The organism is Pseudomonas sp. PDM32 (assembly GCF_019219225.1).
Lineage (GTDB): Bacteria > Pseudomonadota > Gammaproteobacteria > Pseudomonadales > Pseudomonadaceae > Aquipseudomonas > Aquipseudomonas laurylsulfatiphila.
Genome location: NZ_JAHUWE010000004.1, coordinates 264,347 through 276,617 on the forward strand (window position 1 = coordinate 264,347; position 12,271 = coordinate 276,617).

At 60.6% G+C, this 12,271-nt stretch carries 12 protein-coding genes; 7 read left to right on the plus strand and 5 right to left on the minus strand.

Annotated features, from left to right (window positions below):
- Positions 1–84 precede the first annotated feature (84 nt).
- The 4 genes from KW846_RS09855 to KW846_RS09870 all read left to right on the plus strand — a co-directional run bounded on the left by KW846_RS09855 (position 85) and on the right by KW846_RS09870 (position 4,141).
- Positions 85–978, plus strand: coding sequence for a LysR family transcriptional regulator ArgP (locus tag KW846_RS09855; RefSeq protein ID WP_007978530.1), 894 nt, complete (start codon positions 85–87; stop codon positions 976–978).
- A 54-nt stretch (positions 979–1,032) separates the two neighbouring features.
- Positions 1,033–2,025 carry an NAD(P)-dependent oxidoreductase gene (locus KW846_RS09860; RefSeq protein ID WP_218482103.1) on the plus strand — a complete coding sequence of 331 codons (993 nt, stop codon included), beginning with the start codon at positions 1,033–1,035 and terminating at the stop codon, positions 2,023–2,025.
- Positions 2,026–2,141: 116 nt separating this feature from the next.
- Positions 2,142–3,014 carry an ATPase gene (locus KW846_RS09865; RefSeq protein WP_218482104.1) on the plus strand — a complete coding sequence of 291 codons (873 nt, stop codon included), beginning with the start codon at positions 2,142–2,144 and terminating at the stop codon, positions 3,012–3,014.
- Between the two features lie 278 nt (positions 3,015–3,292).
- Positions 3,293–4,141: a cache domain-containing protein gene (locus KW846_RS09870; protein ID WP_218482105.1), complete on the plus strand. Its 849-nt coding sequence runs from the start codon at positions 3,293–3,295 to the stop codon at positions 4,139–4,141.
- Between the two features lie 134 nt (positions 4,142–4,275).
- On the opposite strand, the gene KW846_RS09875 is transcribed toward KW846_RS09870, so the two are convergent.
- Together KW846_RS09875 and pobA are read right to left on the minus strand one after the other, a co-directional pair.
- Positions 4,276–5,793: an MDR family MFS transporter gene (locus KW846_RS09875; protein WP_218482106.1), complete on the minus strand. Its 1,518-nt coding sequence runs from the start codon at positions 5,791–5,793 to the stop codon at positions 4,276–4,278.
- A gap of 78 nt (positions 5,794–5,871) precedes the next feature.
- The gene (gene pobA, locus KW846_RS09880; protein WP_218482213.1) at positions 5,872–7,056 is read right to left on the minus strand and encodes a 4-hydroxybenzoate 3-monooxygenase; all 1,185 of its coding nucleotides are present in this window, start codon (positions 7,054–7,056) and stop codon (positions 5,872–5,874) included.
- Between the two features lie 191 nt (positions 7,057–7,247).
- On the opposite strand from pobA, the gene KW846_RS09885 reads away from it, so the two are divergent.
- Positions 7,248–8,144 (plus strand): helix-turn-helix domain-containing protein, encoded by an 897-nt coding sequence (locus KW846_RS09885; RefSeq protein WP_218482107.1) that lies wholly within the window; start codon positions 7,248–7,250, stop codon positions 8,142–8,144.
- Positions 8,145–8,153: 9 nt separating this feature from the next.
- Here KW846_RS09885 and KW846_RS09890 read toward each other — a convergent pair whose 3' ends face one another.
- Both KW846_RS09890 and KW846_RS09895 read right to left on the minus strand, forming a co-directional pair.
- Positions 8,154–8,330 carry a hypothetical protein gene (locus KW846_RS09890; protein ID WP_007978514.1) on the minus strand — a complete coding sequence of 59 codons (177 nt, stop codon included), beginning with the start codon at positions 8,328–8,330 and terminating at the stop codon, positions 8,154–8,156.
- A gap of 205 nt (positions 8,331–8,535) precedes the next feature.
- Positions 8,536–9,441, minus strand: coding sequence for a LysR family transcriptional regulator (locus tag KW846_RS09895; RefSeq protein WP_218482108.1), 906 nt, complete (start codon positions 9,439–9,441; stop codon positions 8,536–8,538).
- A gap of 105 nt (positions 9,442–9,546) precedes the next feature.
- Between KW846_RS09895 and KW846_RS09900 the strand changes: the two genes are divergently transcribed.
- Entirely contained in the window at positions 9,547–10,431 is an 885-nt protein-coding gene (locus tag KW846_RS09900; protein WP_218482109.1) for an MBL fold metallo-hydrolase, read from the plus strand.
- 194 nt (positions 10,432–10,625) lie between these two features.
- Entirely contained in the window at positions 10,626–11,240 is a 615-nt protein-coding gene (locus KW846_RS09905; RefSeq protein WP_218482110.1) for an NAD(P)-dependent oxidoreductase, read from the plus strand.
- A 107-nt stretch (positions 11,241–11,347) separates the two neighbouring features.
- Here KW846_RS09905 and KW846_RS09910 read toward each other — a convergent pair whose 3' ends face one another.
- The gene (locus KW846_RS09910) at positions 11,348–12,229 is read right to left on the minus strand and encodes a LysR substrate-binding domain-containing protein (protein WP_007978506.1); all 882 of its coding nucleotides are present in this window, start codon (positions 12,227–12,229) and stop codon (positions 11,348–11,350) included.
- Positions 12,230–12,271 lie beyond the last annotated feature (42 nt).

The following is a 12,271-nucleotide window of genomic DNA, read 5'->3' on the forward strand; positions in this document are numbered from 1 at the left end:
TGTTCAAGAGTTCTTGCTGGTCATTGTCCCTGTGAAGGCTGTATAAGAAAAACCAATCTTGCTGATCGCTCATTAGGAAAACTGATGTTCGACTATAAATTGCTTTCTGCCCTGGCCGCCGTGGTCGAACAGGCCGGCTTTGAACGGGCGGCTCAGGTGCTGGGCTTGTCGCAGTCGGCGATATCCCAGCGCATCAAGCTCCTGGAAGCGCGGGTTGGCCAGCCGGTGCTGGTGCGGGCCACACCGCCGACGCCGACGGAAATCGGTCGGCGGTTGCTCAACCACGTGCAGCAGGTGCGCTTGCTGGAGCGGGATTTGCAAAGCCTGGTGCCGGCACTGGATGAAGAGGGCCTGCCGGAACGCCTGCGGATCGCCCTGAACGCCGACAGCCTGGCCACCTGGTGGGCGCAGGCGGTGGGGGAGTTTTGCGCGCAACAGCATCTGTTGATGGATCTGGTGGTTGAAGACCAGACCGTCGGCCTCAAGCGCATGCGCGCCGGCGAGGTGGCAGCCTGTGTCTGCGCCAGCGAACGTCCGGTGGCGGGCGCGCGTAGCGTGCTGTTGGGGGCGATGCGTTACCGTGCGCTGGCCAGCCCGGCCTTTATTGCCCGGCATTTTCCGCAAGGCGTACGCGCCGATCAGTTGGCCCGCACCCCGGCGCTGGTGTTTGGCCCGGACGATTTCCTGCAGCATCGATATCTTGCGTCCCTCGGTGTCGAGGGTGGTTTCGAGCACCATTTATGCCCGTCCTCGGAAGGCTTCATTCGATTGACCGAAGCCGGTCTGGGCTGGGGCCTGGTTCCGGAACTGCAGGTACGCGAGCAGCTTGAAAGGGGCGTATTGCGGGAGTTATTGCCAGATAAGCCGATCGATGTGCCGCTGTACTGGCATCATTGGCGTAATGGCGGTCAGTTGCTGGGGCTGCTCACCGATCAATTGGTCAGCGCATCGAAGCAATGGCTGGTGCCCTTGGACTGACGCGTAGCGTCAAGACCTCACGTAATACGCAAAACGAAATATTCGGAGCAATTCATGAAAATTCTGGTTACCGGCGCAAGCGGCTTCATCGGCGGACGCTTTGCGCGTTTTGCCCTGGAGCAGGGCCTGGACGTGCGGGTCAACGGTCGCCGGGCCGAAAGTGTGGAGCATCTGGTTCGCCGCGGAGCCGAGTTCATCCAAGGGGATTTGAGCGACCCGGAACTGGCGCGCGAACTGTGTTCGGACGTCGAGGCCGTGGTGCATTGCGCCGGTGCCGTCGGTTTGTGGGGACGTTATCAGGACTTCCATCAAGGCAACGTCCAGGTCACCGAGAACGTGGTCGAGGCCTGCCTGAAGCAACGGGTACGGCGACTGGTGCATTTGTCGTCGCCGTCGATCTATTTCGATGGTCGAGATCACCTGGGCCTGACCGAAGAGCAGGTGCCCAAGCGCTTCAAACACCCTTACGCCACCACCAAGTACCTGGCCGAGCAAAAAGTCTTCGGCGCCCAGGAGTTCGGTCTCGAAACCCTGGCCCTGCGCCCGCGTTTCGTGACCGGGGCCGGCGACATGAGCATCTTCCCGCGCCTGTTGAACATGCAGCGCAAGGGGCGCCTGGCAATCATCGGCAACGGTCTGAACAAAGTTGACTTCACCAGCGTGCAAAACCTCAACGAGGCGTTGCTCAGCAGTTTGCTGGCCAGCGGTTCCGCGCTGGGCAAGGCTTACAACATCAGTAACGGCGCGCCGATTCCTTTGTGGGACGTGGTCAATTACGTCATGCGCAAAATGGACGTCCCACAGGTCACCCGCTACCGCTCCTACGGCCTGGGCTACAGCGTGGCAGCGCTCAACGAGGGCGTGTGCAAGATGTGGCCGGGGCGTCCCGAGCCGACGCTGTCGCGCTTGGGCATGCAAGTCATGAACAAAAATTTCACCCTGGACATCAGCCGCGCCCGGCATTATCTGGATTACGATCCCAAGGTCAGCCTCTGGACGGCGCTCGATGAATTCTGTGGCTGGTGGAAGGCGCAGGATATTCGCTGAGGCTCGAACAACGCGCCATTTCTGAACCGGATACGGGCTTGGGGGTCAATGGTTGCGGCTGTGGGGTTTATACTGCGCGGCATAAAGCCATTATGTGATTCACTAAGGTTGATTCAATGTCCATGCGAAACGATGCCAACGACGACTTCGACGATGTACCGAGCCTGCGTGCAGACGTTCTCGATGACGATTATCCGCCGACTGTTCGCACGGTTGTGCATTCGCGCACGGCGCCGGTGGTGAAGGTCAAGGCGGCGAGTACCGGTCCTCTGTGGGCGCTGGTCGGGGCGTTGTTCTTTGCGTTCGCGGGCCTGGCCTGGTGGAGCTTTCAGCAGATCTCCCTGATGGAACAGCAACTGGTGGCGACCCAGGAAAGTTTCGCCCGGATCAGCGAGGAAGCGGCAGGGCGCTTGCAGGATATTTCCGGAAAGGTTGTGGCCAGCCAGACCAGTGTCACCAGCGACAGCGAGGCCTTGAAGCTGCAGATCCGCCAGCTGGAAGGCAAGCTCCAGGACCAGAGCACCCAGCAGCAAGGTGTGGCCGGCCAGGCCTCGGAACTGGACAAGCGACTGGCGCAAATGACCGCGCAAACCACCGAAGTGGACAAGCGCCTTGCACAGATGACTGCCCAGGACACTGAGCATCAGGCGGTCAATGCGCAGTTGCAGGCCGAGGTCAAAGCCTTGAGTGCTGAAGTGGCCGCCCTGAAAAGTGCCCCGTCCGACGCGGAAAAATTCGATGCACAGTTGAAAAGCCTGGGGGCCGACATCGTCGCCCTGAAGAAGCAAGGCAATCCGAGCGCTGCCATCGAGCGTCTCGAGCAAGATATCGTCGTGCTCAAGAGCGTGCAGGACAACCGGCCGGCCGCCGCATCGGGTGCGACCAATACCGCCGAGTTCGATGCCTTCCGCAGCCAGGTCACCCGCAACATCAATACCCTTCAGGCGCAGATCCAGAACCTGCAACAGCAACTGCGCGCCCGGCAGTAAAACGAACACTTGTGGCGAGGGAGCTTGCTGTGGGGAGGGGGCTTGTCGGAATGCCGCACCACCCCGTTCGGCTGCGTAGCAGTCGTAAAACCGGTAACCGCAGTGTGTCAGGCCATCACCGGTCGCAGGTTTTAGCGCCGCTTCGCAGCGCAACGGGGGCAAGCCCCCTCGCCACAAAAGCCCATCGCACCACAGCACTCCGTGTTTTCCTGAATCTCCATGCCTCCCCCCATTGCCGTCTACGCTCTTGAAACACCATCAGGAACGAGGGATGCGCAATGGGGTTTCTGCATAAGGCCGCCTTGCTATGCGGCATGTTTTTACTGTCCCTGGGCCAGGCACAAGCCGCCGGGACGGAAAAGGACGACAGCAAGGCGGCCATCGCCCTGCTGGAAAAAGCCTTGGCCTACTACCACCAGAACGGTGACAAGGCCTTTGCGGCGTTCAGTCGCCAGGGCGAGTTTGTCGACAAGGACCGTTACGTCTTTGTGCTCGACACCAAGGGCGTGATGCTTGCCAGCGGCGGACCGTCGTCGGCGTTGATTGGCCGGGACGTATCGGAAGTGCTGGGTCCGGACTTGCAGAAAACCTTCAAGGACGCCCTGAAGGTGCCGGAGGGCAATGGCATTCAGCAGGCGGAGTATCGCTGGCAGAACTGGAGCGATGGCAAGGTCGAGCGCAAGCATGTCTACTACCAGCGCATCGGCCAGCGGATTCTGGCGGTCGGTTATTACCTGCCCCGGGCCTCTGCTGAACAGGCCATGGCCTTGCTGAACAAAGCGGCAATCGATCTGGCCAAGGACGAAAAGGGCACCCTGACGGCGATCAATTCCCTCAAGGGCGGCTACCTGCAGGATGACCTGTATGTGTTTGTCGTCGACCTGGACACCCGGCGTTATGTGGCCCACGGCACCAACCTGCGGCTGATCAATACCGATTTCAGCAAGATCGAAGACCCGGAAGGCAAGCCGGTGGGCGAGCCGATCCTGGCGTTGATGGCCAAACAGGATTACGGCGAATACGAATACCGCTGGAAAAACCCGGTGACCGGCAAGGTCGAGAACAAGCATGCCTACCTGAAGAAGGTCGGGCATTTTCTGGTGGCTGTGGGGTATTACAGCCCTTGAATCCTGGTGACGGTTAGACCGCTATCGCGAGCAGGCTCGCTCCCACATTGGATCTCCAGTGATTGCAGAATTCGTGTACGCCAGAGATCACTGTGGGAGCGGGCTTGCTCGCGAATACAGACAACGCGGTCTACCTATCGAACCTTGTCCTCGCGCCCGCGCAACAACATGTTCGGCATGGCAATCGCCGCCGCCAGCCCCAGCAACGACACCACCGCACTGACCGTCAGCAAGTGCCGGAACGTCAGCAGCAATTCAGCACGCAAGGCGTTCTGCGCCTCACCCGGTGCGGCGTTCAATCCGTCGAGCAACACATTCCCCGAACTGCCTTCGGCAATCAGCGACGAGCCGGCCAGGTGCGCAAAACTTGAATCCTGCAACAAGGCCAACAGCAGCGCCGACATCAACGCCACACCCACGGCCCCCCCCAGCGAACGGAACAGGTTGGTGGTACTGGTAGCGACGCCGATGTCCCGCTGGTCCACCGAGTTCTGTGTGCCGACCAACGATGTCGGGAACTGCATACCCGAGGCAATCCCGCAGAGCAGCATGAACAAGCTGCTCACCACGAACGCCTGCGGCGGGCTGAACGCCATGCCGATAATCGCGATGGGCATCAGCGCGGCACCGGTGAGGATCATCGGTTTGTAGCGTCCGGTCACCGAGGTGCGGCGGCCGGCGAAATACGCGCCAATCGGCAAGCCCATGGCCAGCGGCAACAGATGCAGGGCGGCGCTGTCGGCCCCGGCGCCGGTGACGCTCTGGAAGCGCAACGGCATCAACACGATCAGCGAGATGGCCTGGAAACTGGTGAAGAAAATCGTGCACCAGCACAGGATCGCAGGGCGGTTGGCGAACAGATGCATAGGCAGCAACGGCTCCCGTGCCCGCCGCTCGTGAACGACAAACAGCCCCAGCACCAGTACCGCACAAGCGAGCAGCGCCAGCACTTCGGCACTGCGCCAGGAATGACCCTGACCAACCTGCGTGATGCCCAGCAACAATGCCGTCAGCCCGATGATCATCAACACGGTGCCCAGGTAATCGATGACCGGTTTGCGTTGCGGAACCGGCAGGCCCACCAGCGTGCGATGGGCCACCAGCCAGGCACCCAGGCCCAGCGGCAGATTGATCAGGAACACCCAGCGCCAGGACAGGTATTCGGTCATGTAGCCGCCGAGCACCGGGCCGGCCACGCTGGCCACCGCGTACATGCTGCTGAAATAACCCTGATAACGACCGCGCTCCCGTGGCGGCACGATGTCACCGATGATCGCCTGGCTCACCGAAATCATCCCGCCGGCCCCGATGCCCTGGAAGATCCGCGCCAGAACCAATTGCTCCATGCTCTGGGCCATGCCGCAGAACACCGACGCCAGGGTGAACAGGCCCATGCCGAACAGCATCAACTTGCGCCGCCCGTACAGGTCGCCCAGTTTGCCGTAGATTGGCACCGCCACGGTCATGGCCACCATGTAGCCGGAAATCACCCAGGCCAGCAGGCTGACGTCCTTGAACTGTGCGGAGATGGCCGGCATCGACACGGCGACGATGGTCTGGTCCAGCGCCCCGAGAAATATTGCCAGCATCAGCGCGATCAGCACGCTGCGGATGGCGGGTTTGGGCGTTTCAGGCTGATGGAGATTGGTCACGGGAAAACCTGCGGGCAGTGATTGACCCGCACGAGGCAAGGCGAGCGGGGATGCTCGCCAGTGTAAGTCGATAGCAGGCTATTCGATAGCCTCATAAGGAAGCCCGACGTAGTTTTCCGCAATGGTTTTTCGACCCGCCTCGGAGCCGATGAAATACTCCAGTTCCGACTCGGCAATGCGCTGGCTAAAGGCATCGTGGTCCTCGAAACGGTGCAGCATCGAGGTCATCCACCAGGAAAACCGCTCGGCTTTCCACACCCGGCGCAGGCAGATTTGCGAGTATTTCTCCAGCAGATCAGCGCGGTTTTCACGGTAAACCTTGAGCAGGATATTGAACAGCGTACTCACATCGCTGGCTGCCAGGTTCAGGCCCTTGGCGCCGGTGGGCGGAACGATGTGCGCGGCATCGCCGACCAGGAACATCCGCCCGTATTGCATCGGTTCGACCACGAAGCTGCGTAGCGGCGCGATGCTTTTTTCGATGGACGGGCCGGTCACCAGTTTGTCTGCCAACGCCTGTGGCAAACGCGTCTTGAGTTCATCCCAGAAGCGTTGATCCGACCAGTGATCGACATGATCGCTGGTGGGCACTTGAAGGTAGTAACGGGTGCGTGTCGGCGAGCGCATGCTGCACAGGGCAAAACCGCGCTCATGGCGGGCGTAGACCAGTTCGTCGTGGACCGGTGGGGTATCGGCCAGGATCCCGAGCCAGCCGAAGGGGTAGATCCGTTCGAAGACTTTCAGGCTGTCGGCGGGAATCGATTGCCGCGCCACGCCATGGAAGCCGTCACAACCGGCGATGTAGTCGCAATCGAGTCGCCAGGTCTCGCCATCCTTCTCAAAAGTGACAAAGGTTTCGTCGGTTTTCATCCCGTGGGGAACGACGTTGGCTGCCTGGTAAATCGTCTGCGCGCCGGCCTCCCGACGGGCGGCCATCAGGTCGCGGGTGACCTCGGTCTGGCCGTAGATCATCACGGTTTTGCCACCCGTGAGGGCGTGCAGATCGATGTGCACCTGGCGCCCGTCGAGGGCCAGTTCGAAGCCGCCATGCACCAGTCCCTCGGCGTCCATGCGCTGACTCACGCCGGCCTGGCGCAACAGCTCAACCATGCCTTGTTCAAGCACGCCGGCGCGGATTCGGCCGAGTACATAGTCCGGGGTCTGACGTTCGAGAATGAGGGTGTCGATACCGGCGTTGTGCAGCAATTGGCCGAGCAACAAGCCTGAAGGGCCGGCACCAATGATGGCAACCTGGGTTTTCAGCGTTTTCATTGTTTTTATGACTCGCAAGCTTCACGCGACCAGGGGCGGTGAATGATTTTTATGGATCGAGTGCTTGCATTTTTCCCTTGCGAGTCTGTCAATTGAAGGTGAAAACTGAGCCGAAAGCTGTACATTCTGCCAATCGGTGCGATTATCGCCCGCCATCAAACTCCGAGGCCTGGATTGAAGTGATGAACAAGCCTGACCTGCCTTCGATTCCGGTGTTCAAGCTCTACGGTGAAAGCCTGGATTGGCCGACCCCGGACTTGCTGCACTGTGAGACCATTTCCAAACGCAGCCGCGAACATCATTGGGAAATCAAACCCCACCGCCACGCTGATTTATGCCAACTGCTCTTCGTATTCAAAGGCCAGGCAGAGCTTGAAATCGAAGGCCAGCGTACACAACTGGTGGAACCGGGGATCCAGATCCTGCCTCCGCTGTCGGTGCATGGCTTTCGCTTTTCCGAAGACGTGGAAGGCTTTGTCGTGACCCTGGCCGCGCCGTTGATCGCCCACCTGCAGATGCAGTTGGGACACTCGGTCAATGCCTTGGCCCAGGCCGAAAGTTACCCGGCAGGCACGGACGCCGAGTACCTCAACAGCCTGTTCAGTGCCTTGCAGAGCGAATACAACAGCCATCAACCGGCACGGGAAATGCTCATGCATTCGCTGGTCAGCGTGATCGTGGTGTGGGTCAGCCGCCAGGTGATCCAGCGTCGCACCGCCATGGCGCGACCGCAGCGGGCCCGGGAATACCTCAACGGCTTCATTCAGCTGGTGGAGGAGACCTATCGCCAGCACGTCAAGGTCGAGGATCTGGCGCACCGGCTGGGGATTTCCGTGTCGCACCTCAACGGCACCTGCCGTGAGTTGGCGGGGCAACCGGCGTTGCAGATCATGCACGAACGGCAATTGCTGGAGGCCAAGCGCTTGCTGACCTACACCAGCATGACTATTTATGAAATGTCCGACGTGTTGGGGTTTTCCGATCCGACCAACTTCACGCGCCTGTTCCGGCGTCGTGTGGGGATTTCGCCCAAGGCCTTCCGCGACCGCTTGAAGGCCGATCAGGACAACGAAGCCTGACCCCCTTCGTTACCGGAGGGCGTTGAGGGTAGCGTTGTGGGGGATGCAGCGCTCGAAGTTGCAGCTCGCAGCTTCACGGGGCAGGTTGCGCAGTTGCTCGACGCGCCAGGCGGCAGCGCCATACAGCCCGAGCGTGACCGCGCAGGTGATGAAGATCGCGAGGTATCTTCTTGTTCTGATGTTCATGGCGTTGACCTCTGAACGAATACCTTTCGGTATTACATTGAGCATAGGTCAGCGCCATTGAGTTGCCAGCAATAGCGCGGTATTCAGAACACTGATGTCCCCTGTGGGAGCGGGCTTGCCCGCGAAAGCGGTATTTCATGCGCAAAATTTGCGTCGGATGTACCGACCTCTTCGCGAGCAAGCCCGCTCCCACATATTGATCGGGTTACAGGCCCACATCCCACTCCGGTATCTCCGGAAATCTGAGCACCAGAAAATCCAGCAAGCTGCGCAGCGCCGCCGGCATGTGCTTGCGCGAGGCATACACCGCATACACGTTCATTTGCCGGGGTTCGGCCGCCGGCAGCAGGCGAATCAATTCGCCGCTGTGAATGTGCACGCCGGCCTGGTAGGTGGGCAGCATCGCCACCCCGGCGCCGGCGATCGTTGCGCGCAACAGCGTGCTGGCCTCGTTGGCGCTGATGTTGCCCTGCACCGGTACTGAAACCTGCTCGCCGTCCTGCTCGAAATGCCAGAGGCTTTTGCCGAAGTAGGAGTGGGTCAGGCAGTTGTGCAGGCTCAGATCCTCGACCCGTTGCGGCGCCGGATGTTCGCGCAAGTAGGCGGGGGAGGCGCAGATCACCGAGCGGCAAACCGTCAGGCGGCGGGCGATCAGGTTCGGGTCCAGGTCGTTGCTGGTGCGGATCGCCAGGTCGATGCGCTCGTCCACCAGGTTCACGGTGCGGTCGAGCATCTGCATGTCGACGCTGACGCCGGGGTAGCGCTTGACGTACGCGGCCATGGCATCGGCCAGTTGCGCCTGGCCGAACGAGGTGCTGACGCTGATCCGCAGCAGGCCGCGCGGTGCGTCATCCGGTTCGCTGACGGCGGCTTGCATGTCGCTGGACAAGTCGAGCATCTGCCGGCAGCGGGGCAGGATTTCGTTGCCGGCGGCGGTCAGGCTCAACTTGCGTGTGGTGCGGTGCATCAGGCGCGCACCGACCCAATCTTCCAATTCTGCCAGATACCGCGACACTACCGGCCGTGACAGCTCCAGGTGATCGGCGGCGGCCGACTGGCTGCCGAGGTCGACCACCGTGACGAACACCCGCATTGCTTGAAGACGATCCATGATTTGCCCGCTTTCAGAAACAAACTATGTTCAAGCATCGCATTTTTTGTACCGAGTCAGGCAACTAAGCTCTGTTCCATCACCAAACAAGGCATGGAGCAACAAATGATCGGTTTCACCACCCTCAAGCGCGTTTTACTGGCAAGTGCCGCCTTCGGTTTCGCCGCCCATGCAACCGCCTCGACCTTGACGCTGGATGTCTACAACCCAGGCGAAAAGGCCATCTTCCCGGTGACCTCGGTGCTGGTCAGCGGCGAAAAGGAAGCGATTCTGGTGGATGCCCAATTCGGCAAATCCCAGGCCGAGCAGGTGGTGGAAAAAATCCGCGCCAGCGGCAAGCAACTGACCACCATCTACATCAGTCACGGCGACCCGGACTACTACTTCGGCCTCGACACCCTGACAGCCGCGTTCCCCAAGGCCAGGGTCCTCGCCTCGCAGCCGACCGTCGACCACATCAAGCAAACCGTCGACGGCAAACTGGCCTTCTGGGGGCCGAAAATGGGCGCCGATGTGCCGGCCAAAACCATCGTGCCGGACGTGCTCAAGGGCGACAGCCTGATTCTCGAAGGGCAGAAGTTGCAGGTGCTTGGACTTGAGGGGCCGCAACCGGATCGCAGCTTTGTATGGATTCCGTCGATCAAGGCGGTCGTCGGTGGTGTTGTGGTGGCGCAAAACATCCACGTGTGGATGGCTGACACGCAAACGCCGCAGTCCCATGCCGATTGGTTGGCTACGCTGCATTCCATTGAAACCCTGAAACCGCAGGTCGTGGTGCCGGGTCATTACCTTGGCGAGAGCGGTCGCTCCCTGGCCGCCGTGCAGTTCACCGCCGCTTACATCAAGGCCTTCGACGAAGAAACCGCCAAGGCCAGGGACGCTGCTGAACTGATTGCGGCAATGAAGAAACGCTTCCCGGCACTGGGCGATGAAAGCTCCCTGGAACTGAGCGCCAAAGTCGCCAAGGGCGAGATGAAGTGGGGTGAATAAATTTAAGGGTTAATGGGAGTTACTGTGGCGAGGGAGCTTGCTCCCGCTGGAGTGCGAAGCACTCCCCCGCATTCCTTCAGGCTCCCCATAGACACAGGTTTTACGACTGCTGCGCAGCCGAGCGGGAGCAAGCTCCCTCGCCACAAAAGCTCCTATGCAACATACCGATACTTTCAAGCCAACTGGAGTACCTCATGAGCAACATCGCAATCATCGGTGCCACCGGTCGTGCCGGTAGCCAACTGCTGGAAGAAGCCCTGCGTCGCGGTCACAGCGTTACCGCGATCGCCCGCAACACGGCGAAAATCGGCCAGCGTGCCGGTGTGGTCACGCGCGACATCGACGCTTTGGATGCCAATGCTTTGCAAGCGGCCATCGAGGGGCATGACGCAGTCATCAGCGCGGCACATTTCGCAACGCTGCCTGCCAGTGCCGTCATCGGGCCGGTGAAGAAGGCCGGGGTCAAACGCTTGCTGGTAGTGGGTGGCGCCGGGTCGCTCTTGTTGCCCGATGGTACGCGGGTGATCGATAGCGAGGGTTTCCCTGAGGCTTACAAGGCAGAGGCCAGCGCCGGTGCCGAGTTCCTCGCAAATTTGCGTGAAGAGCGGGATCTGGACTGGACCTTCCTGTCGCCTTCGGCCGAATTTGTCGAGGGCCAGCGCACCGGGACATTCCGCCTCGGCCAGGATGATTTGCTGGTGAGCAGCGAAGGGCGTAGCTGGATCACGTTCGCCGACTATGCGATTGCGATGCTCGACGAAGTCGAGGTGCCAAAGCATTCGCGGCAGCGCTTTACAGTCGGCTACTGACACCGCAACCCCTGTAGGAGCTGCCGAAGGCTGCGATCTTTTGATTTTGCTTTTTTAAAAACAAGATCAAAAGATCGCAGCCTTCGGCAGCTCCTACAGGTGGCGGCTCAGCGAGACTGCGCCTGCTCCACCAGCCACCCCATCAATTCACGTAACTTCGGCGAAGGTCCGGGTTTTTCGGGGAAAACCAGGTAGTACGCCAGTCCTGTTGTGACCTTCAGTTCGAATGGCATGACCAGCCGCCCGGCGTTCAGGTCATCGCCGATCAGCGACCAGTCGCCAATCGCCACCCCCGTTCCCTGGGACGCCATCGACATTGCCAGGTCCAGTGTTTCGAAATGCTGGCCCTTGCCGACATTGGTCAAATTCACATCCGCGGCCTTCAGCCAGGCCTTCCAGTCCCGTTCATCGCGGGTCGGGTGCAGCAGCAGGTGTTGTTGCAGATCGGCAGGTGTCTGCAGGGGCATGGGGCCTTCGAGCATAGGTCTGGAACACACCGGCGTGAGTTGCTCGTCGAAGAGTTTTTGCGACATCAATGAATTGTCTGGCGGTGCGCCGTACATCACCGCCGCATCGAACTGTTCGAGATGAAAATCCACGCCGTGCTTGACCGTGGTAGTCAGCTCCACCGGCACGTCCGGGCGTTCCCTTTGCCATTGCAGCAGGCGCGGCAGCAACCAGCGCATGACGCAGGTCGGTGCCTTGAGTTGCAGGGTTTCGCGCTTCTCGCCGATCTGCTCCACGGCCTCGTCGATCAGGCCGAAAATCTGCTGCACCCGTGGCAGCCACTCCCGTCCTTCGGCGGTCAGGTCCAGGCCTCGGGCCTGGCGAATGAACAGCTCATAACCCAGGTGATCTTCCAGCCCGGCGATCTGCCGGCTGACCGCGCCCTGGGTGATGTGCAGTTGTTCGGCGGCCCGGGTGAAATTGCAGCACTGCGCGGTAATCAGAAAAGTGTGCAGCGCCGGCAGGGGAGGCAGTCGTTTCATTGGGATCCAAGGTATGACGTGAGGACATGGCTAGTATGACTT